Below are 25,434 nucleotides of genomic sequence, written 5' to 3'. Positions count from 1 at the left end.
GAGGGCGGGCGCTGTGACGGCAATCACAGGGGCGCCGAGGGCGTAACGTCTGTGGTGATGCAGGAAGCCGGAAGGGCGTCAGTGAATATGGAAATCCGCGGCGGCATGGCGCAACTCGCCGGGAGTGATCAGGGTCTGGCTCGCCAGCCGGACCGAATGCAGCTTGCCGTCGAGATTGCGCTGCCAGAAATCGAGAAAGCGGCGCAGCACGGGATATTCCGGCGCCCGATCCAGATCCTGCCACAGGTAGCTCTGCAGAAGGCCGGGATGGTCCGGCATGTGATAGAGGATCTCGGCCGTGGTCAGGCGGAAATCGCGGAGCTGAAGGATGAGATTGGCCATGCGCGGTCTCCCATGCGGTCGGCTGATCGGTCGGGGCTGTGCGGTGTCCGGTTCCTCCGATGCGAACCCGGCGGCGCTGCGCCGGCACCGGGAAGGTCGGGTGCTTGCGTTACCCTTTGAAGAAATCTTGCCCGGCCGCGAGTTCAGCCGCAACACGGAAATTGATTTCTAATCAATGTGTTAGCAGCATTGACCCGTGAGTGCTGCCGGCATTCGCGGCAAATTCCGAAACGAGCCTCTTGAATCCCCAAACTGCTTCGATTAGCTGTCTGGCACTCGCCGGGTGGGAGTGCTAACAGCCGCCGCCCGCGCCAATTCACGTCAGTCAGAACCAAGCCTTGATCCAAGGAGGCATTCCATGAAGTTCCGCCCGCTGCACGACCGCGTCGTCGTCAAGCGTCTGGAGTCCGACACCAAGACCAAGGGTGGGATCATCATCCCCGACACGGCCAAGGAAAAGCCGCAGGAAGGCGAGATCATCGCCGTCGGCCCCGGCGCCCGTGACGAGGCCGGCAAGGTCGTGGCGCTGGACGTCAAGGCCGGCGACCGTATCCTGTTCGGCAAGTGGTCGGGCACGGAAGTGAAGATCGAAGGCGTCGATTACCTGATCATGAAGGAATCGGACATCATGGGCGTCATCGAGGCCTAAGTCCTCCGCCCGTATCCTTCGAAATTTACTAGTAACAAGGAATTGAGACATGGCTGCCAAAGACGTCAAGTTCGGCCCCACCGCGCGCGAGAAGCTGCTGCGTGGCGTTGACATCCTCGCCGACGCCGTGAAGGTCACGCTGGGTCCGAAGGGCCGCAACGTCGTGATCGAGAAGTCCTTCGGCGCTCCGCGCATCACCAAGGACGGTGTGTCGGTCGCCAAGGAAATCGAACTTTCGGACAAGTTCGAGAACATGGGCGCCCAGATGGTCCGCGAGGTCGCCTCGAAGACCAACGATCTGGCCGGTGACGGCACCACCACCGCCACCGTCCTGGCCCAGGCCATCGTCCGCGAAGGCGTGACCAAGGTCGCCGCCGGCCTGAACCCGATGGACCTGAAGCGCGGCATCGACATCGCCGTCGCCGCCGTCGTCGCCGACATCCAGGCTCGCGCCAAGAAGGTCACGACCAACGACGAGATCGCCCAGGTCGGCACCATCTCCGCCAACGGCGAAGCCGAAATCGGCAAGATGATCGCCCAGGCGATGGAGCGCGTCGGCAACGAAGGCGTCATCACGGTGGAAGAGGCCAAGAGCCTGGACACCGAGCTGGACGTCGTCGAGGGCATGCAGTTCGACCGCGGCTACCTGTCGCCGTACTTCATCACCAACGCCGACAAGATGATCGCGGACCTCGAAAACCCGTTCATCCTGCTGCACGAGAAGAAGCTGTCGGGCCTCCAGCCCCTGCTGCCGGTCCTCGAGGCCGTCGTTCAGTCGTCGCGTCCGCTGCTGATCATCGCCGAGGACATCGAGGGCGAGGCCCTGGCCACCCTGGTCGTCAACAAGCTGCGCGGCGGCCTGAAGATCGCCGCCGTGAAGGCCCCGGGCTTCGGTGATCGCCGCAAGGCGATGCTGGAGGACATGGCCATCCTGACCGGCGGCCAGGTCATCAGCGAAGACCTCGGCATCAAGCTCGAGAACGTCACCCTCGACATGCTGGGCACCGCCAAGAAGGTCGTGATCTCCAAGGAGACCACCACGATCGTCGACGGCGCCGGCGAGAAGGCCGACATCGAAGCCCGTTGCGGCCAGATCCGCGCCCAGGCCGAGGAGACCACCTCGGACTACGACCGCGAGAAGCTGCAGGAGCGTCTGGCCAAGCTGGCCGGCGGCGTCGCGGTCATCCGCGTCGGCGGTGCGACCGAGGTCGAGGTGAAGGAGCGCAAGGATCGCGTTGACGACGCCATGCACGCCACCCGCGCCGCGGTGGAAGAGGGCGTGGTCGCCGGTGGCGGTTCGGCCCTGCTGTACGCCGGCAAGGCGCTGGACAAGCTGGTCCCGGTCAACGACGAGCAGCGCGTCGGCATCGACATCATCCGCCGCGCCCTGCAGGCCCCGGTCCGTCAGATCGCCTACAACGCCGGCACCGACGGTTCCATCGTCGTCGGCAAGCTGCTGGACCAGAACGACGCCAACTTCGGCTACGACGCCCAGAAGGGTGAGTTCACCGATCTGGTCGCCGCCGGCATCATCGACCCGGTGAAGGTGGTCCGCACCGCCCTGCAGGATGCGGCCTCGATCGCCGGCCTGCTGATCACCACCGAGGCGATGATCGCCGAGAAGCCGGAGAAGAAGGCTGCTCCGGGCGGCATGCCGGGCGGCATGGGCGGCATGGACGACATGGGCTTCTGATCGGCCCGCAGTCCGTCTATCTGCCGACCGTTCCACGGTTCGGAAAGGGGCGCCTCCGCAAGGGGGCGTCCTTTTTCTTTTCGGGCCGGGGATACTCCGGGTGTACGTGGGCAGGTTGCAGCCACCCCCCGCCATCCTGAAATGTCAAGGCGAAGTCCGCCTTGCTTTGGCGCGGGCGCCTCCCAATAATCCGCCCCTCTCGCCGGCCCCCCAAACGCGGGGTGCCGGCCTTTGACTTCCGTATTTTTCAACGAGGGCCTGTTCCATGCGCTCCTTCGAGGGCCAGCATTCCGACAACGTCGCCATCAAGCGCACCCGCGAGCAGAAGCAGCGCCAGCTGGTTCAGCTCAAGGAGCAGCTGGCGACGCTGAAAGCCCACGCGGCCCCCGCCATCCGTGAAGCGCTGGTCAAGCGCATCGCCGAACTCGACGCCGAACTGCGCCAGCCTGCCAAGCCGCCCCGCGAGGGCCGCGAAGGTCGTGAGGACGCGCCGCGTCCCCCCCGCCGCGAATCGCGCCCCAGCGTCTTCCGCGCCGAAGACGGCGGCGACCGCAGCGCCGCGTTGTCCGCATCCAGCGTCTTCGCCTCGCCCCGCCGCCGCAGCTGAGGACGGACAGCGCGATGCCAGCCGACCGCACCGCTCCCGTCAAAGGATCCCGTCTCGCCGATCAGGCCTGGCTGCTGATGCTGCTGCCGCCGCTGTTCTGGGCAGGCAACGCGGTCCTGGGGCGTGCGGTCGCCGGGGCCGTGCCGCCCATCGGGCTGGCCTTCTGGCGCTGGTGCCTGGGCATGCTGATCGTGCTGCCCTTCGCCTGGCCGCATCTGCGCCACGACATCACGCCGATCCTGGCGCGGTGGAAGAGTGTGCTGCTGCTGGGCACGCTGGGCATCGGCATCTACAACACCTTCCAATACATCGCGCTGAACACGACGACCGCGCTGAACTGCGTGATGCTGCAGTCGTCGATGCCCGTGATGATCGTCCTGATGAGCCTCGTCCTGTTCCGCGACCGGATCGGGGCGATGCAGGGGGTGGGAATCGTCGTGTCGCTGGTCGGCGCGATGACGCTGATCTCCCACGGCGATCCCGCGACGCTGCTGGGGCTGGAGTTGAACGCGGGCGATGTCTGGATGCTGGCGGCGGTGGTGATCTATGCCGCCTACACCACGCTGCTGCGCCGCCGGCCGCCGATCCATGGCCTGAGCTTCATCGTCGTCACCTTCGCCATCGGTGCGGTGGAATTGCTGCCCTTCTATATCTGGGAAAGCCTGAGCGGGCATCCGGTGCAGGCGAGCGGCATCACGCTGCTGGCGGTCGGCTATACCGTGCTGTTCCCGTCCATCGCCGCCTATCTCTGTTTCAACCGGGCGGTGGAACTGCTCGGCCCCAACACGGCGGGCCTCGCCATCCACCTGGTGCCCGTCTTCGGCAGCCTGCTGGCCATTCTGTTCCTGGGCGAGCAGCCGCATCTCTATCACGGGATCGGCATTGCCCTGATCGCCGCCGGCATCGTCCTGGCGACCCGCCGCCGCGTCTGACGGATTTCCGGATTATTTCCAGAGGAGGGTAACTTTCCTCATCCCATGTTGAAGTGATGTTGTTTGAGAGTTATTATCGCTCGCAGGGCGGCGTCGGTCAGGCGGTTTTCTTCAATCGACTATTCGGATTGCCTGAATTGTGTTGAGGATATTCTTGAAGCTCGCCAATTGGTTTTGCGGTGTGTGGTGGGATAGCGCGCCGATTGGACGAATTGAGTGGATGTTCGCGCGTATACTATCCCCGATATCCTTTTAGACACACCCGCTATCCTTCGCGCCAGCGGCGGTCAATAAGGGATGACCGCTAAAATGCAGGTCATGGCGGCGGTTCGCAGATGGATCGGTCGCCATGAGGAGCCGGCGCTGTCCGCCGGTCCGCTGTGGTGGAGGTCCCAAGATGCCCCTGCAAATGCCTGTGCCGGTTTCCGTCAATACCGCCTGCCTCATCCACATCGTCGACGGCGACCTGCTGTCGCGCAGCACGCTCTCGCGGGCACTGGGGGCCGTCGGCATCGCCTGCCGCGTCCACAGCACCGGCGCCGACGCGCTGGCCGTGCTGGGCACCGCCTCCTCCTGCATCGTCGTGCGCAGCGACCTGCCGGACATGACCGCCATCGAGTTCATGGCCGAGGCCTCGCTGCATGGCCATGACCTGCCGGTTCTGGTCGTCACCGAACAGGGCGACGTCGACGCCGCCGTGGCCGCGATGAAGGCCGGGGCGTCCGACTGCATCGCCCGGCCCTTCGCCGTCCCGGCCTTCCTGGATCGGCTGCGCGCCTGCCTTGCGTCCGGCACCCCCCATGCCGAGCAGCGTGACCGCAGCCGCGACGCCGTCCGCCGCCTCACCCTGCTGAGCCGCCGCGAGTCGGAGGTGCTGGAACTGATCGTAGAAGGCAAGCAGAGCAAGACCATCGCCTGGGAGTTGGGCATCAGCATCAAGACGGTGGAGGTCCACCGCGCCCGCATCATGGAGAAGACCGGCTGCCGGTCCATCGTCGGGCTGGGCCGCTTGTGGGAAGCGGCGGAGATGCTGCGCAGCCGCGACCTGCCGCGTGCGCTGCCCATCCGCCAGCCGGCGATGATGGAAGCTATCGCGTCCTGACGGCCGATCCGGGAGTGGCTTTCCGGGGTGGAGTGACGTCGCCGGGACCGAAGCGTCGAAAATCGGTGCCGACCCGGTCCTTCTCGTTGGGATCGGCGGGCAGAGGATTGTAAAGTTCTGGAGAAGAGCAACCAGAACGCCGACAGGAGCGGTCCGATGTTCCCCGACCATGGTCACCGTCGCATTTCCGTGGCGTCGCCCGACGATATCGCCACGGCGCGACGGATCGCGGCGGAGCGGGCCGATGGCGTGCTGGCTGCCGAAGAGGCCGCCCGGTTGGACAGCCTTGTGGCGGCGCTGTCCGGATATGCGCTGGGCCGTCCCGATGGGACGCTGCTGATCGCCCGTATGCGGTCAGGAGCCGGCGTCGAGTGCCTGGCGTACGACCGCGATCCTGCAACGACCGAACTGCCGCCGGACGTTGCCCTGGGGCTCGGCGGCGATCTGGAGGCTGCGCGGCGGTTGGCCGACCGTTTCCACATCCATGCCACGCCGGGCATCGGGTCGGCGCTGCTGGTCCGCGTGCTGCGCCCCGGTGCCGATGATTCTCCGTCTGCCGACGCGATGGCGGAGGCCGGATCGGTGATGGTCGAACGGCAGGATGGCGCAGCCGTCCGGCGCGAGCCCTTCATCGACCATTGGTTCGTCCGCTGCTCTCCTGCCCGCGGACCGGACGGTCCCTGCGGAATCGCGCTGATGATCGACGGCGAAACCGAGCCGGATGATCAGGCGGCGGATCAGGCGGGCGGTGGTGGCGGTGAGGACGCGCGGTCCGGGCCGATCACCAGAATGACGCCGGAGGTGATCGCGCAGGTCGAGACGGTGGTCGCCGCGACGGTGCCCGACCTGCCCGCTCCCGTGGTGGTCAACGCCATCCGGCGCGATCTGAGGGCTCGGCCCGAGTTGGGGCTGTCCCACGATCCGGTCCTGAAGCAGATCGGCCGGTCCGCCCTGGCGATCCTGCGGTTCGACGGCAAGGCGGTCGATTACACGGCGCTCGGCACCCTGGCCGGCGCGATGGTGCGTCCGCAGGAGATCCTGGCTCTCGGTGCCCGCTGGGCGATGGTTGGCTTCAATCCGCTGGCTCCGGCATCGGTCCACCTGCTGTGGGGGCCGGGCGATCATGTGGTCCTCTACACCAGCGGCTGCGCCCGGTTGCCGGCCCTGTTCATCCACCGTGACCTGCACAAGGTCGATCCCACCCTGGCGGCCCTCGTCCTGCTGCGCGACGGTGTCGTGCGCGACGACGACCACACCATCCTGATCCTGCGAAACCGCGCCGACCGCGTTTCCCCTTCCGCCGGCTGAGTGTCCGTCAGCGGCGCCGGCCTTGCGGGCCGCCGGGGCGTTTCCATGCTCGATGGCGGCATCGATCGCGGATCGGGATGGATGAAACAAGAACTATGAATTTAACATATGCTGTGGACGCGGCCATCCTGCGCTTCGACTTCTTCTCCATCCCAGAAGGCGAGGCCATCATGAAAGCCATCGGTTACCGCAAGTGCCTGCCCGTCACCGACGCCGACGCGCTGATCGACGTCGAGATCGACCGTCCGACCCCAACCGGCCGCGACCTGCTGGTCCGGGTGGAGGCGGTTTCCGTCAATCCCGTCGACACCAAGCTGCGCCGCAACGCCGCTCCCGCCGATGGTGATCTGCGCATCCTGGGCTTCGACGCCGCCGGTGTGGTCGAGGCGGTCGGGCCGGATGTCACCCTGTTCCGTCCCGGCGATGCTGTCTTCTATGCGGGCGCCATCGACCGCCCCGGCACCAATGCGGAATTCCATCTGGTCGACGAGTGCATCGTCGGCGCCCGCCCGGCCAGCCTGAGCGTCGCGGAAGCCGCCGCCCTGCCGCTGACCGCCATCACGGCGTGGGAGATGCTGTTCCACCGGCTGGGCCTGCCGCGCGACGGCGGAGAAGGAAAATCGCTGCTGATCGTCGGCGGGGCCGGCGGTGTCGGTTCCATCGCCATCCAGCTGGCCCGCCGGTTGACCAAGGTCCGCGTGCTGGCCACCGCGTCGCGTCAGGAGACCGCCGACTGGGTGCGCGAGTTGGGCGCCCATGACGTGATCGACCACAGCCGGCCGATGGCGGAGCAGGTGAAGGCGCTGGGGCTGTCCGGCGTCGAATACATCTTCTCCACCACCGCGACCGACCGCCATTTCCAGGATCTGGTGGAGCTGGTGGCGCCGCAGGGCTGCATCGGCCTGATCGACGACCCCGAGCCCATCGACGTCCGCCTGCTGAAGCGCAAGAGCGTCTCGCTCCATTGGGAGCTGATGTTCACCCGCCCGCTGTTCCAGACTGACGATATGGTCGCCCAGCATGAGCTGCTGAGCGAGGTGTCACGTCTGGTCGATGCCGGCACCCTGCGCACCACGCTGACGGGAACGCTGGGCCGCATCGACGCCGCCACCCTGCGCAAGGCCCATGCCCTGATCGAATCGGGCAAGGCCCGCGGCAAACTGGTGCTGGAAGGCTTCTGACCGGCCGGCTCGCCCCGCCGTTCAACCCGCCAGGGCAAGCGGCGGGCGGGCCGGGTACATGGTCGACAGGCTGTCCAGGATGAAGCCGACCAGCGGTTCGGCGAGGCGGCGGTTGCGCGGCGTCTCGCCGAAGATCGCCATCTCGACATTGCCCAGTTCGGGCAGGCCGTCCTCCACCCCCAGCCGGCGCACGCCCTCCGGTATGGAGGATTCGCTCAGCACCGCGACGCCTAGCCCGGCGCGGACGGCGGCCTGAACCCCCATGACGCTGCCGCTGGTGTAGACCACCCGCCAGGGGCGCCCGGCCTCGCCCAGCGCCGCCAGCCCTCGGTTGCGGAAGACGCAAGGTGCCGGCAGGGCGCAGAAGGGCAGGGGGCCGTCGGCCGGGATCTCCAACCCGGGGGCTGCGACCCAGCGCATCGGTTCGGTCCAGATGCCGCGTCCCCGGTTGTCGCCCGCATCGCGGCGGGAGATGACGAGGTCCAGCTCACCCGAATCCAGTGCCGAGACCAATTCACCGCACAGGCCCACCCGCACGTCGATGTGCAGGCGCGGGTGCAGCTTGGCGAAGCGGCGCAGCACATGGGGCAGATGGTCGGACAGGAAATATTCGGCCACGCCCAGCCGCAATTCGCCCTCCGCCGCCGGTTCGGCGAAGCGGCGCACTGTCTCGTCGTTCAGGTCCAGCAGGCGGCGGGCATAGCCCATCAGCAATTCGCCGTCATGGGTCAGCGCCAGCGACCGGCTGGTGCGCTCGAACACCCGGCGGCCCAGGGTATCCTCCAGCTTCTTGATCTTGACGCTGATCGCCGACTGCGTCCGGCCCAGCCGTTCGGCCGCCGCGGTGAAGCCGCCGGCCTCCGCCACGGTGACGAAGGCGCGCAGCGCGTCGATTTCCAGGTCGGTCAGGGACATGAGGATATATTCCGGATGGTCATGGGTGAGGCTCATCCTATCGTAATTGCTCATGGATGGCGAGCGGCGCATCGGGGCAGCTTGTGGGACAAGCGGCGTCCGGGCCGTTGAAGCGGGGCGGGGGCGTTCTCATTGTCAGCCCTCCGGGCCACGCCGCCCGGATGCCTGACGATCCTGAGGAGAGAGACGTCCGATGACCCGTTATTCCGCGCCGGCCCGCAGTTTGGCCCTCGCATTTGCCGCTGCGGCGTTGCTCGCCGGCTGCCAGATGCCGGGCCAGATGCCGCCGCCGCAACAGACCGCCGCGCTTCCGCCGCCGGCAGTGCCCAAGCCGCCGCCCGAGGCCCGCGGCATCTGGATCGTCGGCAGCCCGGCCCTGCGCGGCGCCATCGATCAGGCGGCGGCCAAATATGACGGCGGCCCCGACACCAGGCCGCGCCTGGATGCCCGCGGCACCGCCGCCGGCTTTCGTGCCTTCTGCGGCGGGGTCGGGCTGGACCATCCCGACATGGTGGCCTCCGACCGGCCGATCGGTGCGGCCGAATACCAGCGCTGCCGCACCGCCGGCATCACGCTGACCGAATACGTCTTCGGGCCGAAGCGCTTCGTCTACGTCAAGGACTCCCACATGATGGCGGTGCCCGGCGTCAACGACTTCGTCACCAGCTGGGGTCAGACCGGCAAACCGGTGAGCGCACCATCCGCGGGGAGCTGACGGCTCACCCCGCCGCGAACAGTCCGCCCTCGTCGGCGGCATCGGCCGTTTCGTCTGCATTGGGGTCGCCCAGCGCGGTTTCCCAGCCCAGCGCCGGCAGGCTGATGGCGCGGGTGTTGCCCAGGCCGCTGCGGCTGGCGATGAAGCCGCGCTGTTCCATGTAGGTCAGCAGGCGGCGTCCGCGCCCCTTCGACCGGCTGCCGCAGGCCCGCGCCACGTCGGCGTCCGACGGGCAGGGTGCATGGTCCAGGGCGGCGCGGGCCAACAGCAGGAAGACAGGTTGGATGTCCTCCGCCAGGGTGGCGGCGACCTCCGTCGCGCGCTGCCAGGCGGGATCGTCGCCGCTGCCGGCCCCGGCGCGGGCGGTGGCCAGACGGCGGCGGAAGGCGGGAAGGGCCAGCCGGTCGCCATCCACCCCGCGGCCCCGGCAACGCACCAGGAAATCCTGGTACAGTACCGCCAGCGAGCGGTAGGGCGCCTCCGGGTCGGCCAGCACCTCGGCCAGCACCGCCTCGTACTGGGCCTCACGCTCGGCGGCCTGTTCGGGGGTTTCCACCGGCTCCAACGGCAGCAGGGCGGGCTGTTCGGCCTCGGTTTCGCCGAGGGACGGCGGCGGGGCGGCGGGGCGGCCGCGCGCCAGCTGCGCCATCAGGTCGGCGCTGGCCGAGGTCGAGGGGCGGCGCACATAGCGCGGCGGTTCCGGCTCGGTTGTGGTGAAGATCAGGTCGCGGGCATCCTCCACCGGGGTGGCGGGCGGCGGCATCAGCTTCGGACTGCCGGTGCGGCCTTGGGTCTCCACCGCGCCGATGCGCAGCGGCAGCGGCCGGCGCGAGAGTGCGGGGCCGAGCGCGATGAAATGCCCGCGCTCAAGGTCGCGGAACATCTCCGCCTGCCGGCGCTCCATGCCCAACAGGTCGGCGGCGCGCGCCATGTCGATGTCGAGGAAGGTGCGGCCCATCAGGAAGTTGGACGCCTCGGCCGCGACATTCTTCGCCAGCTTCGCCAGACGCTGGGTGGCGATCACCCCGGCCAGCCCGCGCTTGCGCCCGCGGCACATCAGGTTGGTCATGGCGCCGAGCGAGACCTTGCGCGCCTCGTCGGACACCTCGCCGGCGGCGGAGGGGGCGAACAACTGCGCCTCGTCCACCACCACCAGCATCGGATACCAGAAATCGCGGTCGGCATCGAACAGCCCGCCCAGGAAGGCGGCGGCGTGGCGCATCTGCATTTCCGCGTCCAGCCCTTCCAGATTCAGGACGACGGAAACCCGGTGCTGGCGCACGCGGGCGGCCACCGATTGCAGGGCGGCCTCGCTGTGTTCGTCGGCTTCCACCACCACATGGCCGAAACGTTCGGCCAGGGTGACGAAGTCGCCCTCCGGGTCGATCACCGCCTGCTGCACCCATTGGGCGCTTTGTTCGATCAGCCGGCGCAGCAGGTGCGACTTGCCGGAGCCGGAATTGCCCTGCACCAGCAGACGGGTCGCCAGCAGCTCCTCCAGGTCGAGCGTCGCGGCGCTGCCCGCGTTCGTCGCCCCCATGTCGATGCCGACCTTCATCCCGCTCGCCTCCTACTCACCCGAACCGCCTTCGAAACCGGCGGGGCCTTCCTATAGCGCAGGCGGGCGCGGCGATACGAGGATTCGATTCGGGACGGCCGGGCCGCCGCCCGGTTCCCATCGCGGCATGTTTAGGGGCGCATGATGATGCGGGTGAAGGAAACTCTATTTTATGGTGTGCACAGTTGGCTTGCGATCGCTGGTGATCCCGATCCTGCCTGTTCCTCCGCTTTTGCGGTGGGAGGGCATGTTGCGCAACAACGTGACGCTGCGGTCATGAAATCGCAAACAAGCTCTGTTACAAACGGATGTTGATCTTATGCCGGATCGGCGCTGGCGGACCGAGCGATGACTGTGCTGACCACCTCCAAAGCCGGGACCGAAGCCCGACTGACGGATAGCGACCGTGCCGAGTCCTTTGGCGCGAGCTGGAATGCCGTGCGCTCCATCGACGGCGATGCCGCGGCGTTCGATTGGGCATCGGCAGTCGGTGCATTGCGCTATGCCTTCCAACCCATCGTCCAGCTGCGGTCCGGCCGCTGCCATGGCTATGAGGCGCTGCTGCGCGGGTTCGAGCGTACCGGCTTTGCCAATGCCGGAGAGCTGCTGGACGCCGCCGAGGCTGCCGGACTGCTGGCGACGGTGGAGACGGCGCTGCATGCCAAGGCCGTTGCCGCCTATCGCGCGCTGGCGGGCTGGAGCGAAGCGAAGCTGTTCCTGAACCTGGACGCCCGGCTGATCGGCCGGCCCGATTCGCCCTGGCTGGCCCGCGACCCGACGGCGTCCCGCAACAGCGGCATCGTGCTGGAGCTGTCGGAAAGCCGGCCAGTGCCCAGCGGCGTCGCGGTGGATGCGGCGGTGGACCGCTATCGCCATGGCGGGGCCGGCATCGCCATCGACGATTTCGGCGTCGGCCATTCCGGCCTGCGCACGCTGTACGAGGCGCGGCCCGACTATGTGAAGATCGACCGCTTCTTCATCGCCGGCATCGACGCGGATTCGCGCAAGCGGGCGCTGGTGGCGGCTCTGGCCGGCCATGCCCATGCGCTGGGCATCCAGATCGTGGCGGAGGGGGTGGAGACCGTCGCCGAATTCTACACCTGCCGCGATCTCGGCTGCGACTTCGCCCAGGGCTTCCTGATCGCCCGGCCGCGGGTGGATTTGACCGGGCTGCCCAACCGCTATGCCATCGTCGAGGATCTCAACCGCCAGGACCGGCGCCAGCCCAGCGAGTCGCATCGCCGCCTGTCGGAGGTGATCGAGCGGCTGCCGCCGCTGCGGGTCACGTCGCGCAAGACCGAGCTGCTGGATTATTTCCGCCGCGACGGCAGCGCCCCCATCGCGCCCATCGTGGACGAACACGACCGGCCGCTCGGCCTGATCCGCGAGCGCGACCTGAAGCGGTTCGTCTATTCACGTTTCGGTGGGGAGCTGCTGCGCAATCGCGGCCTGGGCGACCGGCTGGACGATCTGGTCATCCGCTCCCCGGTCTGCGACATCTCCACCCCGCTGGACCGGGTGATCGAAGCCTTCTCCACCGAATCCGCCGCCGACGGGATCGTGATCGTGGAGGGCGGCGCCTATGCCGGCGTGCTGTCGAGCGGCGCGCTGCTGCGGCTGGTGCATGAGCGCAATCTGGCGATGGCGACCGACCAGAACCCGCTGACCCGGCTGCCGGGCAATGCGGCGATCCTGCGCCACATCGAAGGGGCGCTGGCCGATGGTGCACGCGGCCATGTGCTGGCCTATCTGGATTTCGACAATTTCAAGCCCTTCAACGACAATTTCGGCTTCCGCCAGGGCGACCGCGCCATCCTGATGTTCAGCGAGCGGCTGAAGGCCTGGGCCGGCAGCGCCGGGGCGGCCATCGACGCCGACGCCTTCGCCGGTCATATCGGCGGCGACGACTTCTTCCTGGGCGTCAGCGGCGGGGAAGAGGGTGACGTGCTGGCCCGGCTGGTGGAGTTGCTGGCCCTGTTCCGCTCCGACGCCGAAAGCCTGTACGACGCCGAAACGCGGGTCAGCGGCGGCTTCCTGGCAAAGGACCGCTATGGCGCCCTGCGGCGCTTCCCTCTGCTGGCGGCCAGCGGTGTGGCCGTGGTGATCCCGCCCGGCTGCCACGGGCTGACTCCGGACACCGTCAACGCCGCCATCGCCGACCACAAGGCCACCGCCAAGGGGGCGGAGGACAAGCTGTGCGTGGTGCGGCTGGGGTGATGTGATATCCCTCTGGCGCCAACTCCGTCATTGACGTAGTGTGGAGTCCAATGGGTGAACCCTTCGATCCCGTCAAGAACCTGCTCAACCGCCGCAAGCACGGCTTGGACCTGTCCTTTGGGGCCGAGGTCCTTCGCGACCGCGATCTGATCGAAGCGCCCGATCTGTCCATGGACTATGGTGAGGAGCGCTTCAACGCGCTGGGCATGATCAATGGCAAGGTCTACGCCGTCACCTACACCGAACGTGCCGAGGGGGTAAGATTCATTTCAGTGCGGGAGGCCGACAAACGCGAGGCGGCCCACTATTTCCAGGCCAACTTCTGAGCAATGGCATCCTAGACCTAAGGTGATCCCGATGAGCGACCACGAAACCTTCACCGATGAGCAACTCGCCGCCATGCGGCATCCGCCCTTGGCGAAGCGGGTTCGCCGTTCGACCGGTCTGTCGCAGGAGGCGTTCGCCGAGCGTTTCGGTATTCCGCTGCGCACGCTACAGGAGTGGGAGCAGGGGCGGCGGGAGCCGGATGCCGCGGTTGCGTCCTACCTGCGCGTCATCGAAAAGCAACCCGACATGGTTGCCCAGGTTCTGGCGGCCGAGTGATGGCAAACCGGGGGCGCTTCCCTCACGCATAATCCCGGAAGCTTTCCGCCGTCGCGCGGTCGTAGCCCTGGCTGGCGCGCAGGAGCTGCAGGGTGTAGGGCTCGCGCGCGGCGCCGCGGCGCAGTTCCTCCACCGTCATCTCCTCCACCAGCCGGCCGCGGTTCATCACCGCCAGCCGGTCGCACAAATTGGCGACGACGGCGAGGTTGTGGGTGACCAGCACCATGGTCAGGCCATGCTCGGCCCGCAGGCGGCGCAGCAGGTTCAGGATCTCCGCCTGGACCGACACATCGAGCGCCGAGGTCGGCTCGTCCAGCAGCAGGACGCGGGGCTCCAGCACCAGGGCGCGGGCGATGGCGACGCGCTGGCGCTGGCCGCCCGACAGCTGGTGCGGATAGCGGAAACGGAAGGAGGGGCCAAGCCCGACATCGCGCAGCACCCGGTCGATGCGCGCGTCGGCATCGCCCAGCCCGTGGATGGCGATGGGTTCGGCCAGGATGCGGTCCACCGTGTGGCGCGGGTGCAGGGAGCCGTAGGGGTCCTGGAACACCATCTGGCAGAGTTTATAGAACCCCTTCTGGCGTTTCGGTCCCTGCTCCGTGCCGGCGACGGCGATGCGGCCGGTCCACTCGTCGTTCAGGCCGCTGACCGCACGCAGGACGGTGGATTTGCCGGAGCCGGACTCGCCGACCAGTCCGAAGCTTTCCCCCTCCCGCACCGACAGGGTGACGCCGTCCACGGCGGTGACGGCGTCCGCGCCCTGACCGAAGCGGACCTGCAGGTCCTGGATATCGATCATCATCCTTACGCCTCCAGCCCATCGGCCGACCAGGCGGGATCGCGGCTCAGCACCGGCAGGTCGCCGGGTGGCTCGTCGATCCTGGGCAGGCTGGCCAGCAGGCCGCGGGTGTAGGGGTGCTGCGCCGCGTGCAGTTCCGACGCGCGGCAACTCTCCACCACCCGGCCGGCATACATGATCAGGATGCGGTCGCAGAAGGAGGCGACGAGGTTCAGGTCGTGGCTGACGAAGATCATGCCCATGCCGCGCTGGGAACAGAGGTCGTCCAGGATCGCCAGCACCTGCATCTGCACGGTGACGTCGAGCGCGGAGGTCGGCTCGTCGGCGATCAGCAGGTCGGGATCGGGGATCAGCATCATCGCGATCATGATGCGCTGGCCCATGCCGCCCGACACCTCGTGCGGGTAGCGGTCATAGACCCGCTCGGGATCGCGGATGCGCACGGCGGCCAGCATCTCCAGTGCGCGGCGCTTGGCTTCCGCCGCGCCGGCCTTGCTGTGGACGCGGTAGGCCTCGGCGATCTGGCGCCCGACGGTCATCACCGGGTTCAGCGAGTATTTCGGATCCTGCATCACAATGGCGATGCGCCGGCCGCGGATGTCGCGCATCCGCCTGGGCGACGCCGCCAGCAGATCCTCGCCGTTGAAGGCCAGCCGGTCGGCGGTGACACGCCCCGGCGGCGGCACGAGGCGCAGGATGGAACGGCCGGTCATCGACTTGCCGGATCCCGATTCGCCGACGATGCCCAGCTTCTCCCGCCCCAGCGTGAAGGAGACGCCGCGCACCGCCTCGGCCATGCCGGTGCGGGTGGGGAAGGCGACGCGGAGGTTGGAGACGTCCAGCAGGGGCGTGTTGTCCGTCATCGTCAGTCCCCCTTCGGGTCCAGCACGTCGCGCAGCCCGTCGCCCAGCAGGTTGAAGCCCAGGCTGACGATGAAGATGGCGAATCCTGGCATGGCGGCGACCCACCATTGTTCCAGCACATATTGCCGGCCGTTGGCGATCATCGCCCCCCATTCCGGCAGCGGCGGTTGGGCGCCGAGGCCGAGGAAGCCGAGGCCGGCGGCGGTCAGGATCACCCCGGCCATGTCCAGCGTTGTCCGCACGATAAGCGAAGCGACGCACAGCGGCATGATGTGGCCCAGGATGATGCGCAGGCTGGACGCGCCCTGCAGCCGGGCGGCGCTGATGAAGTCGGCGCGGCGGACGGTCAGCGTCTCCGCCCGCGCCATGCGGGCATAGGGCGGCCAGGAGGTGATGGCGATGGCGATCACCGCATTCTCGATGCCGGGACCGAGCGCGGCGACGAAGGCCAGCGCCAGGATCAGCTTCGGGAAGGCGAGAGCGATGTCGGTGATGCGCATCAGCACGGTATCGACCCAGCCGCCGAAATAGCCGGCGACCGTGCCGATCACCAGCCCGGCCAGCGGTGCCGTCGCCGCCACCAGCGCGACGATCATCAAGGTCAGCCGAGCGCCGTGGATCAGGCGGGAGAGGATGTCGCGGCCGAAGGCGTCGGTGCCCAGCCAATGGGCGGCGCTCGGCGGCAGCAGCCGGTTGTTCAGATCCTGGGCATAGGGGTGGTAGGGCGCCAGAACCGGGGCCAGTGCCGCGACGACGACCAGGGCCAGCACGATCAGCAGCCCGGCGACGGCCAGACGGTTGCGGCGGAAGGCGGTCCAGCCGGCCCAGGCGCGGCCCAGCCGGGCCTGCGCACGGGACTGCGGCGTGTCGGTGGTCAGCCAGTCGCGCCAGCCGGCGGATCGGGTGTCGGTGCGCGCGGTCATCGGGCCCGGGGATCCAGAAGGCGGTAGAGCAGGTCGGACAGCAGGTTCAGCGCGATGAAGACGGCGCCGACCACCAGCGTCCCGCCCAGCACCGCGTTCATGTCGGCGCTGAGCAGCGAATTGGTGATGTAGAGCCCCAGGCCGGGCCAGGCGAACACCGTCTCGGTCAGCACCGAGCCTTCCAGCAAACTGGCATAGGACAGGGCGATGACGGTGATCAGCGGCACGGTGATGTTGCGCAGCGCATGGCCCCAGACCACGCGGGTCTCCGACAGGCCCTTCACCCGTGCGGTGGTGATGTATTCCTGACGCAGCTGGTCCAGCATGAAGCCGCGCGTCATCCGCGCGATGTAGGCGACGCAATACAAGCCGAGGATGGCCGAGGGCAGAACCAGATGCCCCACCGCGTTCCAGAAGATGTCGGTTTCGCCGGCCAGCAGGGCGTCGACCGTGACGATGCCGGTCACCTGATCGACTATCCCCTCATAGAAGATGTCGACCCGCCCCGGCCCCGGCACCCAGTCCAGCTTGGCGTAAAACAGCAGCAATGCCATCAGACCCAACCAGAAGACCGGGACCGAATGGCCGAGCAGCCCAAGCAGGCGGATGGCATGATCGGGCCAGCGCCCGCGGTTGACGGCGGCAAACACCCCGGCGGGGATGCCCAGCACCGCTCCCACGATGGCGGCGACCGTCGCCAGTTCCAGCGTCGCCGGGAAGACGCGCATCACATCCTCCAGCACCGGGCGGGAGGTCAGCACCGAGGTGCCGAGGTCGCCTTGAGCCACGTCGCCGACATAGCGCAGGAACTGCTGCCACAGCGGCAGGTCGAGGCCCAGCTGCGTGCGCATCTGCGCATAGCTCTCGGCATTGGCGCGGTCGCCGAGCGCCGACAGGACCGGATCGATCGGCACCACGCGCCCGATCAGGAAGGTGACCAGCAGCAGGCCCAGCAGGGTGACGGCCACCGTGACCAGCAGGGTCAGGCCGCGTTTCAGCGTAGGCAAGAGGACTCCCTCGCGGTTCGAACGCCAAGGGAATCACAGTCGGGGCTTTGTGCAAAGCCCGTCAAGGGCATAGGGGATATGGAGGGGGTTGCTGCGGGTGCGCCGCTTGCCCCCTCCCCGACCCTCCCCCGCTTCGCGGGAGAGGGGGGGGCGCATAGCGGCGGAGTTCCCTCCCCCGCCCAGCGGGGGAGGGTTAGGGAGGGGGCATCCGCCGCTTGAACTTAACCCTCAGCTCACCAGGTCCCCGCCGGGCTGGGATCGCCATGGGCACCGGCGGCCGGTTCGTGGTGGGCGAGCCAGCGCTCGGCCTCCAGCGCGGCCATGCAGCCCATGCCGGCGGCGGTGACCGCCTGGCGGTAGATCTTGTCCTTCACGTCGCCGGCGGCGAAGACGCCGGGAATGTCGGTGGCGGTCGAATCGGGGGCGGTGAGGATGTAGCCCGAGTCGTCCATCTTCACCTTGCCCTGGAAGATGCCGGTCGCCGGCACATGGCCGATGGCGACGAAGACGCCGGCCACCGGAATGACGCGCTCCTCGCCCGACTTGACGTTCTTGATGCGCACGCCGGTGACGGCGCGCGGGTTGCCCATCGTCCCGTCGCCCTCGCCGACGATCTCCTCGACCGTGCTGTCCCACACCACCTCGATCTTCGGGTGGCGGAACAGGCGGTCCTGCATGATGCGTTCGGCGCGGAAGCTGTTGCGGCGGTGGATGACCGTCACCTTGGAGGCGTGGTTGGTCAGGTACAGAGCCTCCTCGACAGCGGAGTTGCCGCCGCCGATGACCGCCACCTCCTTGCCGCGGAAGAAGAAGCCGTCGCAGGTGGCGCAGGCCGACACGCCGAAGCCGCGATAGATCTCTTCCGTCGAGATGCCGAGCCAGCGCGCCTGGGCGCCGGTGGCGATGATGACGCTGTCGGCGGTGTAGGTGTCGCCGCTGTCGCCCTTGCAGACGAAGGGGCGCCGGGTGAAGTCGACGTCGGTGATCAGGTCGAACACCATCTTCGTCCCGACATGCTCCGCCTGCTTCTGCATCTGCTCCATCAGCCAGGGGCCCTGGATCGGATCGGCGAAGCCGGGGAAATTCTCCACATCGGTGGTGATCATCAGCTGGCCGCCCGGCTGCATGCCCTGGACCATCAGCGGTTCCAGATTGGCGCGCGCGGCATAGATGGCGGCGGTGTAGCCGGCCGGGCCGGCGCCGATGATGAGGACCTTGGTGTGGTGCGTGGTGGCCATGGGTCTGATCCCGCAGTGATCGGCAGAAGGGAGTTTGCGATTGGAACGGTTCTAGAAACCGAACATATGGTCGAGGCTGAAGGCGCTTTCACCGGCAGCAAGGCAGCCATGGTAGCCGAACAGGCGGCAGGTGGTGTCGCGGATCAGCACATAGGCATGATCGTCCGCCGCAATCCGTTCCGCTTCCGAAAACATCTCGTGATAGCGCCAGAAACGTGAGCCGCCGCAGGGGATTTCCAGCCGCTTCCGCGCCACCTCCACGCCGTCGCGGCGGCGCAGGATCAGCTTGGTGTCGGACAGGGCATGCCATTGCGTCGAGGCTGGGTAGACGAGGTGGCAGAGCGTATCCCACGGGTCGGTGCCCAACCGCAGGAACAGGCGGGTCGACAGGCCGGGCGGGCGGCCATGGTAGCTCTGCGGTTCGTCGCGATAGACCATCGCCATGTTGAACATATGGCTGCCGAAGCTGGTCTCCGCCACATGGCCGGTCCTTACGTCCTCGTAACGGATCAGCGCGTGCAGCCAGCCGTCGGCAATCGTTCCGGCTTCGAAATCATAGACCAGTTCGACATGGCCCCAGCCATCGACCCCTAGTTTATCGATGACCGTCCTGTCGGCGACCAGCCCGGTGACGTCCAGTGCCCTGCTGTCGGAACGCTTGAGATTGCCGAACCGGTGTTCCGCCACCGCGGCGCCGTTGCGGTCATAGACCACGGCCTTCACCGGCAGTTCGGTCTGCGCCGTGCTCATCGGCGTCGGCAGCAGAATGGTGCGCCAGCGGCCCATCGGCAGCAGCGGCGCCGGCAGGATGTGACCCTTGCCGACCACGCCCTTGTCCACGGCGCCGCCGGTCAGCAGCGGCAGCTTGGGGTCCGGCTTCAGATCGGTGCGTTCCACATTGGCGTGGGCCATGCGGCGGCGGCCGTCGGCGGCGACGATCTCGTAACGCGGGCGAACGAAATGCTTGCCAGCCTGTACCTCGAACTGTTGGGGCCAGCGCGCTTCGGGGAACAGGCTGGCGGTGTCCAGCTCGACGGTGGCGAAGGCGGGGATGGCGCGGTCGAGCACGCGGATCTCCGGCGACCCCATCAGGTTCAGACCGACGGCGCCGGCCGGGATCGGCGTCGGGTGACTGTTCTGGATCCACAACGACACCCGCTCTCCCTCGCGCGGGGCGGGCAGGCCGGCATAGAGATCGGCCGGCCAGGCGTTGGCGTCGTGGGTGCAGGACAGCACCGTGTCGTCGTCGCCATAGGTGTCGAGGGCGTATTTGACCACGTCGTGCCCGGCGGCGCCGATGACGTGCAGGAACAGCGAGCCGCAGAAGGGGGACAGGTTGAAGCGCTCGCGCACCTGCCGGCTGTCGATCGCCACGGTGCCGTCGGTCGGCGGCATCGGCTCCGTCCAGTCGGCGATCGGGCGGCCCTCGCCATCGAACAGGCAGGCCCACAGCCGGGTGCCCTTGGCGCCGTAGCGCGGCCAGTAGTTGGCCGACACCACGCGGGTATGATGGCCGTCGCCGTCGCGGAACCAGGCGAAATTGGTCGCCCAGTTGAACTTCGACAGGTAATGGCCGGGGTCGTTCAGCATGTCTTCCGGCACGCGCATGGCGTCCAGCGAGACGACGCCGGCCTGTTTCGGGATCAGATGCGCGATGTGGCCTTCCAAGCGCTGCGAATCGAAGGCGACGATGAAGACGGTGCGGGCGCCGCTGGACGGCAGGTCGGTCACCGGGCGGGCCGCGTGGCCGAACACCTCCTTGCCCACCTGCTCCACGTCCTGGACATAGATGCCGCAAACCGGCACCGCCGACAGGTCATAGAACTCCGCCAGCCCCGACAGCAGGCCCAGCGGGTCATAGACGGCCACCGGGCCGTATGAGGCCAGCCGCGATATCAGGATCGCTGCCTTGGGTGCCGCCAGCGGATGGCCCACCGCCTTGAAGAAGCTGGAACCGCCGGTGACGTTGGAAAAGGTCTCGATCCGAAGGGGCATCAGGGCACACACGCGCGAAAGCAAAGCCAGGGCGTTGGTTATAGCCCCTTCGGCCGGGCGGGCGACAGTGATTTGCAGGAGGCGGCGGTTAGCCGGGGCGCCTGTGCGGCCACCCGAATGCACCCCCTTGTCAAAGAGCGGGTTTCGATATATCTAAGTTTTCGTTATATCGAAACTGCATCAAGAGAGGGTTCCATGCTTCGGCATCTGTTTCATGGTCGCGGGCGCCGTTTTTCACGTCCGGACTTCGACGACGAGGCGCCGGACGGGCGCGGCCGCCACGGGCATCGCGGCGGTTGGGAAGGCTTCGGCGGCGGTCGGGGTGGCGGCTTCGGCGGGGGGCGGGGCGGCCGGGGAGAGCGGCGCGTCTTCGACCATGGCGACCTGCGCCTCGTCCTGTCCTGGCTGATCGCGGAGAAGCCGCGCTCTGGCTATGACCTGATCAAGACCATCGAGGAGATGGTCGGTGGCGCCTACAGCCCCAGCCCCGGCGTCGTCTACCCGACGCTGACCCTGTTGGAGGAGCAGGGCCACATCCGCGTCGGTTCGACGGAAGGCAACAAGAAGCTCTACGAGATCACGCCCGAAGGGACGGAGGCGCTGAAGGCGGCGGAGCCCGCCGTGGCCGCGGTGCGCGAGCGGATCGCCCACGCCAAGGCCCGCCAGCAGCGCGAATCCTCGCCGCAGATCGTCCGCGCCGTCGAGAATTTCAAGCTGGCCCTGCGGCTGCGGTTGTCGCGTGGCGACCTGACGGCGGAGCAGACCCAGGCCATCGCCGAGGCCATCGACGCCGCCGCCCGCGCGGTCGAACGGACCTGATTGGAGGAGAAGAAGACCATGATCGCATCGACCGCCCGCATCGCGACGCCCAACGGCCGCCGCTACATGACCCAGCTGTGCAAGCACTGGGCGCACAAGTTCGAGGTCGCCTATGACGAGAACCAGGGTCTGGTGCCCTTCTCTCCCGACCGCCGTTGCCGGATGGCGGCGGATGCCGAAGGGTTGACGCTGACCATCGAGATGGAGGATGCCGAACAGCTGGAGCGCCTGCAGGGGGTGGTCATCGACCATCTGAAGCGCTTCGCCTTCCGCGAGGATCTGGGGGAGGTGGCCTGGGCCGCCGTATCGTGACGCCCGCCCCACCGGGCGTGACCTGTGTGTAGGAGAGCTTTTCCCGAGTCTGTCTGCGACAAATCCTGTTGTGAATTCCCGCATCTGAGGTGTAAAACGCCTCTAAACCAACAGGCGGAACTGGGGGAGATGACGGCGTTTCCACCGGCGGGCCGGTACGAGGCCGGTGCCGCCGGGATCCGCCGGTTTCCTTGCTGCCGCGGCACGCACAGTCAGAACACCGGGAGTCGCTCGTGATGCTCCGCATCTCCAAGAAGCTGATGTTCGCCATCGAGGCGGTCCTCGACATCGCCTACAACGCGGGCACCGAGCCGGTGCAGTCCGGGGAGATCACCCGGCGCCAGGGCATCCCGAAGCGTTACCTGGAGCAGGTGCTGCAGCAGCTGGTGCGCGAAGGCGTGCTGGCCGGGGTGCGGGGGCCGCGCGGCGGCTATCGGCTGGCGCGCGAGCGGCGGCGGATCACGCTGGGCGAGATCGTGCGGGTGGTCCGCGCCATGGAGACCGCAACGGATCCCATCGAAGAGCCGGCGGGCTCCATCCTCGGCCATCAGGTCGTGCGTCCGCTGTGGGGCGAGTTGCAGGAGGAATGCATGGCGAAGCTCGACACCATCACGGTCGAGGATCTGTGCATGCGCGCCCGACGCGCCGGGGTGGAAAGCGAAACCGAGGACCGGATCGACTTCACGATCTGATGCTCCGGCTGGGGCTTCAACCGAAATCGGCGGGGTCGTACGGACGGCCCGGAGACCCCACTTCCCGTTTGAACCCTACTTCCCGTTTGACAGGCCACCCGCGCTGGATAATGCTCGGCCTGGGGTGTTGAACTTACATATAACACAAATCTCAGAGGTGGAATCATGGCTGCACCCGAATTCCGTGGCAAGATCTATGACAGCATCCTCGACACGATCGGCGCCACGCCGCTGGTGCGGCTGAACCGCCTCGCCGAGGATGCCGGGGTCGAGGCCCAGATCATCGGCAAGCTGGAGTTCTTCAACCCGCTGGCCAGCGTCAAGGACCGCATCGGCCGCGCCATGATCGATGCCGCGGAGGCCGCCGGCACCATCGCCCCCGGCCGCACGACGCTGGTCGAGCCCACCTCCGGCAACACCGGCATCGCGCTGGCCTTCGTCGCCGCCGCCAAGGGCTACAAGCTGATCCTGACCATGCCGGAAAGCATGTCGGTCGAGCGGCGCAAGATGCTGAAGCTGCTGGGTGCCGAGCTGGTGCTGACCCCGGCGTCGGAAGGCATGAAGGGCGCCATCCGCAAGGCTGAGGAGATCCTGGCCGCCGACCCGAACGCCTACCTGCTGCAGCAGTTCAAGAACACCGCCAACCCGGCTGTCCACCGCGCCACCACGGCGGAGGAGATCTGGAAGGACACCGACGGTCAGGTCGATTTCCTGATCTCCGGCGTCGGCACCGGCGGCACCCTGACCGGCACCGCCGAGGTCCTCAAGTCGCGCAAGCCCAGCTTCAAGGCGGTGGCGGTGGAGCCGGAGGACAGCCCCGTCCTGTCCGGCGGCATGCCGGGTCCGCACAAGATCCAGGGCATCGGCGCCGGCTTCGTTCCCGACATCCTGAAGAAGGAGCTGATCGACGAGGTGGTCCGCATCTCCAACCAGCGTGCCTTCGAAACCGCCCGCAAGGTCGCCCGCCTGGAAGGCGTCCCGGTCGGCATCTCGTCGGGTGCGGCGCTCGCCGCGGCGCTGGAGGTCGGCGCCCGTCCGGAGAATGCGGGCAAGCAGATCGTCGTGATCCTGCCCTCCTTCGCCGAGCGTTACCTGTCGACCGCCCTGTTCGAAGGGTTGGAGTAACCGCCGACGCTGCGGAGCGGGAGCATTGCCGTCCCCGCTCCGCAGCCTATCCGCGAAATTCCGGCGCGAAATTTGACGGAATTGGCGGTTTACGCTATTCTCTCCGGCGTCAGCAGAGCAATTTCCGTCCGCGCCGCCGGGGAGTGACCGCCATGTCGGATGTGACCGCCGCCACCTATGTCCCGAACCTGTCGAGCAGCTCCTTCTCGCAGCTCAAGGGGCAGACGACCAAGATCGGTGCCGACGGGGCCAATGCCGACACCCAGACCTTCACGGTCAGCAAGGCCGGCGAGTTCAATTTCAAGGTCAACAACACCTTCACCAACGTCGAGATCCGCAACGACCGCAACGAGGTGGTTACGACCATCCGGTCGAAGGAATCGGCGTCGGACGCCACCGCGCGGCTGGGGCCGGGCACCTACACGGCGACCATTTCGCAGGCCAACCGGGCGGCGGGCGTGCGCGATTATTCGCTGGACGTCACGGAACGGCAGAACATCCTGGTGACGGGAGCCGGCGCGACGCTGAAGGGCACTGCCCAGCCGCCGGGCAACGGCGACACCGGCGTGCAGAAGCACACCTTCAACGTCCTGCAGGGCGGCAGCTTCACCGCCAACATATCGCTTCCCAACACGCGTTGGGCGATGATGGACAAGGACGGCAAGGTCGTCGCCGCCAGCGACTCGGGCAAGCCCGATTCCCAGCAGTCATTCCTGCAGAAGCCGACCTACAAGCTGGAGCCCGGCCAATACACGATGGTGGTGGTCCCGCCGTCGAATTTGAAGTCGCCGACCGATTTCATGCTGAACCTCGTGCCGCGCAACACGGAGCTGTCCGACGCGGGCCTGAACCAGGAAAGCGCCATCTCCAAGACGCTGCGCGAACGCCAGACCCGGTTGCGGCAATGGGCGTCGGAAGCGAAGACCACCTCCACCACCGCCTGACGATTTCCGGCCCGCGGTCCCGTCTCCGCGGATTGAAAAATGCCGCATCGAATGTTGCCGCAATGGCGCCTCCTTGCGCTATGCTACCGGCCATGGACTTCACGGACACCCAGCTTCACCGCTATTCCCGCCACATCGTGCTGCCGGAAGTCGGCGGCATCGGGCAGGAGCGGCTTTTGCGATCCAAGGTGCTGGTCGTCGGCGCCGGCGGCCTTGGCGCGCCCCTGCTTCTCTATCTGGCGGCGGCCGGTGTCGGCACCATCGGCATCGTCGATGACGACACGGTCGACCTGTCGAACCTGCAGCGGCAGGTGATCCATGACGAATCGACGCTCGGCCACCCGAAGGTGGAGAGCGCCGCCGCCCGCATCCATGCGCTGAACCCCGATGTCCGGGTGGAAGCCCACCGGATGCGGCTGAACCGCGACAATGCGATGGACCTGATCGGCGGCTACGATCTGGTCGCCGACGGGTCGGACAATTTCGCCACGCGCTTCCTGCTGAACGACGCCTGCTTTCTGGCCGGCAAGACGCTGGTGTCGGCGGCGATCCTGCGCTTCGATGGGCAGCTGAGCACCTTCAAGGCCCATCTGGGCGCGCCGCACCCCTGCTATCGCTGCCTGTTCCCGGAACCGCCGCCGCGCGGCACCGTACCGTCCTGCTCGGAAGGCGGGGTGCTGGGGGCGCTGGCCGGCTTCGTCGGCTCGCTGCAGGCGACGGAGGTGCTGAAGGAACTGCTGGGATTGGGCGAAAGCCTGTCGGGCAGCCTGCTGATGATGGACACGCTCTATGCGTCCTATCAGCGCATCGCCATCAAGCGGGATCCCGACTGCGCACTTTGCGGCGATCATCCGACCATCCACGACCTCTCCGTCCACTGACGGGCGCGGCGGGA

Annotated in this window: 26 protein-coding genes; 17 read left to right on the top strand and 9 right to left on the bottom strand. The window is 67.6% G+C overall.

Annotated elements, in window-relative coordinates; genetic code table 11:
* Positions 1-78: 78 nt before the first annotated feature.
* A complete protein-coding gene (locus AZOLI_RS11725) occupies positions 79-342 on the bottom strand; it encodes an usg protein (protein WP_014248861.1) in 264 nt (87 codons plus the stop codon).
* A gap of 358 nt (positions 343-700) precedes the next feature.
* Between AZOLI_RS11725 and groES the strand changes: the two genes are divergently transcribed.
* From groES to AZOLI_RS11690, 7 genes are all read left to right on the top strand, one after another.
* Positions 701-991, top strand: a complete 291-nt coding sequence (groES, locus tag AZOLI_RS11720; RefSeq protein ID WP_014248860.1) for a co-chaperone GroES — start codon at positions 701-703, stop codon at positions 989-991.
* Positions 992-1,040: 49 nt separating this feature from the next.
* On the top strand, positions 1,041-2,684 hold the full coding sequence (gene groL / locus AZOLI_RS11715; RefSeq protein WP_014248859.1) for a chaperonin GroEL: 1,644 nt from the start codon (positions 1,041-1,043) through the stop codon (positions 2,682-2,684).
* A gap of 265 nt (positions 2,685-2,949) precedes the next feature.
* Positions 2,950-3,291 (top strand): hypothetical protein, encoded by a 342-nt coding sequence (locus tag AZOLI_RS11710; RefSeq protein WP_014248857.1) that lies wholly within the window; start codon positions 2,950-2,952, stop codon positions 3,289-3,291.
* Positions 3,292-3,305: 14 nt separating this feature from the next.
* Positions 3,306-4,223 carry a DMT family transporter gene (locus AZOLI_RS11705; RefSeq protein WP_014248856.1) on the top strand — a complete coding sequence of 306 codons (918 nt, stop codon included), beginning with the start codon at positions 3,306-3,308 and terminating at the stop codon, positions 4,221-4,223.
* A 397-nt stretch (positions 4,224-4,620) separates the two neighbouring features.
* On the top strand, positions 4,621-5,325 hold the full coding sequence (locus AZOLI_RS11700; protein WP_014248855.1) for a response regulator transcription factor: 705 nt from the start codon (positions 4,621-4,623) through the stop codon (positions 5,323-5,325).
* Between the two features lie 156 nt (positions 5,326-5,481).
* Complete coding sequence (locus AZOLI_RS11695) at positions 5,482-6,633, top strand: hypothetical protein (RefSeq protein ID WP_014248854.1); 1,152 nt, start codon at positions 5,482-5,484, stop codon at positions 6,631-6,633.
* A gap of 170 nt (positions 6,634-6,803) precedes the next feature.
* On the top strand, positions 6,804-7,814 hold the full coding sequence (locus tag AZOLI_RS11690; protein ID WP_044550838.1) for a zinc-binding alcohol dehydrogenase family protein: 1,011 nt from the start codon (positions 6,804-6,806) through the stop codon (positions 7,812-7,814).
* A 21-nt stretch (positions 7,815-7,835) separates the two neighbouring features.
* Here AZOLI_RS11690 and AZOLI_RS11685 read toward each other — a convergent pair whose 3' ends face one another.
* Positions 7,836-8,729 carry a LysR substrate-binding domain-containing protein gene (locus tag AZOLI_RS11685; RefSeq protein WP_044550835.1) on the bottom strand — a complete coding sequence of 298 codons (894 nt, stop codon included), beginning with the start codon at positions 8,727-8,729 and terminating at the stop codon, positions 7,836-7,838.
* Positions 8,730-8,922: 193 nt separating this feature from the next.
* Between AZOLI_RS11685 and AZOLI_RS11680 the strand changes: the two genes are divergently transcribed.
* Positions 8,923-9,444, top strand: a complete 522-nt coding sequence (locus AZOLI_RS11680) for a substrate-binding domain-containing protein (protein WP_044550081.1) — start codon at positions 8,923-8,925, stop codon at positions 9,442-9,444.
* A 4-nt stretch (positions 9,445-9,448) separates the two neighbouring features.
* Here AZOLI_RS11680 and AZOLI_RS11675 read toward each other — a convergent pair whose 3' ends face one another.
* Positions 9,449-11,002, bottom strand: a complete 1,554-nt coding sequence (locus AZOLI_RS11675) for an ATP-binding protein (RefSeq protein ID WP_014248851.1) — start codon at positions 11,000-11,002, stop codon at positions 9,449-9,451.
* Between the two features lie 348 nt (positions 11,003-11,350).
* Between AZOLI_RS11675 and AZOLI_RS11670 the strand changes: the two genes are divergently transcribed.
* Genes AZOLI_RS11670 through AZOLI_RS11660 form a run of 3 tightly spaced genes read left to right on the top strand, consistent with a single transcriptional unit; the run spans position 11,351 to position 13,822 of the window.
* Positions 11,351-13,219, top strand: coding sequence for a GGDEF domain-containing protein (locus AZOLI_RS11670; protein WP_014248850.1), 1,869 nt, complete (start codon positions 11,351-11,353; stop codon positions 13,217-13,219).
* A 50-nt stretch (positions 13,220-13,269) separates the two neighbouring features.
* Positions 13,270-13,545: a BrnT family toxin gene (locus AZOLI_RS11665; RefSeq protein WP_014248849.1), complete on the top strand. Its 276-nt coding sequence runs from the start codon at positions 13,270-13,272 to the stop codon at positions 13,543-13,545.
* A gap of 31 nt (positions 13,546-13,576) precedes the next feature.
* Positions 13,577-13,822, top strand: coding sequence for a helix-turn-helix domain-containing protein (locus AZOLI_RS11660; RefSeq protein ID WP_014248848.1), 246 nt, complete (start codon positions 13,577-13,579; stop codon positions 13,820-13,822).
* A gap of 22 nt (positions 13,823-13,844) precedes the next feature.
* On the opposite strand, the gene AZOLI_RS11655 is transcribed toward AZOLI_RS11660, so the two are convergent.
* From AZOLI_RS11655 to AZOLI_RS11630, 6 genes are all read right to left on the bottom strand, one after another.
* On the bottom strand, positions 13,845-14,624 hold the full coding sequence (locus AZOLI_RS11655) for an ABC transporter ATP-binding protein (RefSeq protein ID WP_014248847.1): 780 nt from the start codon (positions 14,622-14,624) through the stop codon (positions 13,845-13,847).
* Positions 14,625-14,626: 2 nt separating this feature from the next.
* A complete protein-coding gene (locus tag AZOLI_RS11650) occupies positions 14,627-15,484 on the bottom strand; it encodes an ABC transporter ATP-binding protein (protein ID WP_014248846.1) in 858 nt (285 codons plus the stop codon).
* Between the two features lie 2 nt (positions 15,485-15,486).
* Positions 15,487-16,407 (bottom strand): nickel transporter permease, encoded by a 921-nt coding sequence (gene nikC / locus AZOLI_RS11645; RefSeq protein ID WP_014248845.1) that lies wholly within the window; start codon positions 16,405-16,407, stop codon positions 15,487-15,489.
* Positions 16,404-17,414 carry an ABC transporter permease gene (locus AZOLI_RS11640; RefSeq protein ID WP_014248844.1) on the bottom strand — a complete coding sequence of 337 codons (1,011 nt, stop codon included), beginning with the start codon at positions 17,412-17,414 and terminating at the stop codon, positions 16,404-16,406. The genes nikC and AZOLI_RS11640 overlap by 4 nt, the downstream gene beginning before the upstream one ends.
* Positions 17,415-17,647: 233 nt before the next feature.
* Positions 17,648-18,652 carry a thioredoxin-disulfide reductase gene (gene trxB, locus AZOLI_RS11635; protein ID WP_014248843.1) on the bottom strand — a complete coding sequence of 335 codons (1,005 nt, stop codon included), beginning with the start codon at positions 18,650-18,652 and terminating at the stop codon, positions 17,648-17,650.
* Positions 18,653-18,703: 51 nt separating this feature from the next.
* Positions 18,704-20,647, bottom strand: coding sequence for a hypothetical protein (locus tag AZOLI_RS11630; RefSeq protein WP_014248842.1), 1,944 nt, complete (start codon positions 20,645-20,647; stop codon positions 18,704-18,706).
* A 195-nt stretch (positions 20,648-20,842) separates the two neighbouring features.
* Here AZOLI_RS11630 and AZOLI_RS11625 point away from each other — a divergent pair, with 195 nt between their 5' ends.
* From AZOLI_RS11625 to AZOLI_RS11600, 6 genes are all read left to right on the top strand, one after another.
* Positions 20,843-21,466, top strand: coding sequence for a PadR family transcriptional regulator (locus AZOLI_RS11625; RefSeq protein WP_014248841.1), 624 nt, complete (start codon positions 20,843-20,845; stop codon positions 21,464-21,466).
* Positions 21,467-21,484: 18 nt separating this feature from the next.
* Positions 21,485-21,778: a DUF2218 domain-containing protein gene (locus AZOLI_RS11620; RefSeq protein ID WP_014248840.1), complete on the top strand. Its 294-nt coding sequence runs from the start codon at positions 21,485-21,487 to the stop codon at positions 21,776-21,778.
* A 236-nt stretch (positions 21,779-22,014) separates the two neighbouring features.
* The gene (locus tag AZOLI_RS11615) at positions 22,015-22,470 is read left to right on the top strand and encodes an RrF2 family transcriptional regulator (RefSeq protein WP_014248839.1); all 456 of its coding nucleotides are present in this window, start codon (positions 22,015-22,017) and stop codon (positions 22,468-22,470) included.
* A gap of 165 nt (positions 22,471-22,635) precedes the next feature.
* Positions 22,636-23,595 (top strand): cysteine synthase A, encoded by a 960-nt coding sequence (gene cysK / locus AZOLI_RS11610; RefSeq protein ID WP_014248838.1) that lies wholly within the window; start codon positions 22,636-22,638, stop codon positions 23,593-23,595.
* A gap of 152 nt (positions 23,596-23,747) precedes the next feature.
* On the top strand, positions 23,748-24,539 hold the full coding sequence (locus tag AZOLI_RS11605) for a hypothetical protein (RefSeq protein WP_014248837.1): 792 nt from the start codon (positions 23,748-23,750) through the stop codon (positions 24,537-24,539).
* A gap of 92 nt (positions 24,540-24,631) precedes the next feature.
* Positions 24,632-25,420 carry a HesA/MoeB/ThiF family protein gene (locus AZOLI_RS11600; protein WP_044550077.1) on the top strand — a complete coding sequence of 263 codons (789 nt, stop codon included), beginning with the start codon at positions 24,632-24,634 and terminating at the stop codon, positions 25,418-25,420.
* Positions 25,421-25,434: the final 14 nt, after the last annotated feature.

Source organism: Azospirillum lipoferum 4B, from assembly GCF_000283655.1.
In the GTDB taxonomy this organism is placed as follows: domain Bacteria; phylum Pseudomonadota; class Alphaproteobacteria; order Azospirillales; family Azospirillaceae; genus Azospirillum; species Azospirillum lipoferum_C.
Note: the sequence above shows the minus strand (reverse complement) of the source record. Positions and strands in the feature narration are given on the sequence as shown.

Bases quoted from the DNA above. Each gene is read 5' to 3' on its own strand.
- AZOLI_RS11700 (WP_014248855.1), top strand. From the start codon at position 4,621: ATGCCCCTGCAAATGCCTGTGCCGGTTTCCGTCAATACCGCCTGCCTC.
- AZOLI_RS11685 (WP_044550835.1), bottom strand. From the start codon at position 8,729: ATGTCCCTGACCGACCTGGAAATCGACGCGCTGCGCGCCTTCGTCACC.
- AZOLI_RS11600 (WP_044550077.1), top strand. From the start codon at position 24,632: ATGGACTTCACGGACACCCAGCTTCACCGCTATTCCCGCCACATCGTG.
- AZOLI_RS11725 (WP_014248861.1), bottom strand. From the start codon at position 342: ATGGCCAATCTCATCCTTCAGCTCCGCGATTTCCGCCTGACCACGGCC.
- AZOLI_RS11705 (WP_014248856.1), top strand. From the start codon at position 3,306: ATGCCAGCCGACCGCACCGCTCCCGTCAAAGGATCCCGTCTCGCCGAT.
- AZOLI_RS11695 (WP_014248854.1), top strand. From the start codon at position 5,482: ATGTTCCCCGACCATGGTCACCGTCGCATTTCCGTGGCGTCGCCCGAC.
- AZOLI_RS11620 (WP_014248840.1), top strand. From the start codon at position 21,485: ATGATCGCATCGACCGCCCGCATCGCGACGCCCAACGGCCGCCGCTAC.
- trxB (WP_014248843.1), bottom strand. From the start codon at position 18,652: ATGGCCACCACGCACCACACCAAGGTCCTCATCATCGGCGCCGGCCCG.
- AZOLI_RS11615 (WP_014248839.1), top strand. From the start codon at position 22,015: ATGCTCCGCATCTCCAAGAAGCTGATGTTCGCCATCGAGGCGGTCCTC.
- nikC (WP_014248845.1), bottom strand. From the start codon at position 16,407: ATGACCGCGCGCACCGACACCCGATCCGCCGGCTGGCGCGACTGGCTG.
- AZOLI_RS11675 (WP_014248851.1), bottom strand. From the start codon at position 11,002: ATGAAGGTCGGCATCGACATGGGGGCGACGAACGCGGGCAGCGCCGCG.
- AZOLI_RS11660 (WP_014248848.1), top strand. From the start codon at position 13,577: ATGAGCGACCACGAAACCTTCACCGATGAGCAACTCGCCGCCATGCGG.
- groL (WP_014248859.1), top strand. From the start codon at position 1,041: ATGGCTGCCAAAGACGTCAAGTTCGGCCCCACCGCGCGCGAGAAGCTG.
- AZOLI_RS11630 (WP_014248842.1), bottom strand. From the start codon at position 20,647: ATGCCCCTTCGGATCGAGACCTTTTCCAACGTCACCGGCGGTTCCAGC.
- AZOLI_RS11670 (WP_014248850.1), top strand. From the start codon at position 11,351: ATGACTGTGCTGACCACCTCCAAAGCCGGGACCGAAGCCCGACTGACG.
- AZOLI_RS11680 (WP_044550081.1), top strand. From the start codon at position 8,923: ATGACCCGTTATTCCGCGCCGGCCCGCAGTTTGGCCCTCGCATTTGCC.
- groES (WP_014248860.1), top strand. From the start codon at position 701: ATGAAGTTCCGCCCGCTGCACGACCGCGTCGTCGTCAAGCGTCTGGAG.
- AZOLI_RS11690 (WP_044550838.1), top strand. From the start codon at position 6,804: ATGAAAGCCATCGGTTACCGCAAGTGCCTGCCCGTCACCGACGCCGAC.
- cysK (WP_014248838.1), top strand. From the start codon at position 22,636: ATGGCTGCACCCGAATTCCGTGGCAAGATCTATGACAGCATCCTCGAC.
- AZOLI_RS11655 (WP_014248847.1), bottom strand. From the start codon at position 14,624: ATGATGATCGATATCCAGGACCTGCAGGTCCGCTTCGGTCAGGGCGCG.
- AZOLI_RS11710 (WP_014248857.1), top strand. From the start codon at position 2,950: ATGCGCTCCTTCGAGGGCCAGCATTCCGACAACGTCGCCATCAAGCGC.
- AZOLI_RS11665 (WP_014248849.1), top strand. From the start codon at position 13,270: ATGGGTGAACCCTTCGATCCCGTCAAGAACCTGCTCAACCGCCGCAAG.
- AZOLI_RS11650 (WP_014248846.1), bottom strand. From the start codon at position 15,484: ATGACGGACAACACGCCCCTGCTGGACGTCTCCAACCTCCGCGTCGCC.
- AZOLI_RS11625 (WP_014248841.1), top strand. From the start codon at position 20,843: ATGCTTCGGCATCTGTTTCATGGTCGCGGGCGCCGTTTTTCACGTCCG.
- AZOLI_RS11605 (WP_014248837.1), top strand. From the start codon at position 23,748: ATGTCGGATGTGACCGCCGCCACCTATGTCCCGAACCTGTCGAGCAGC.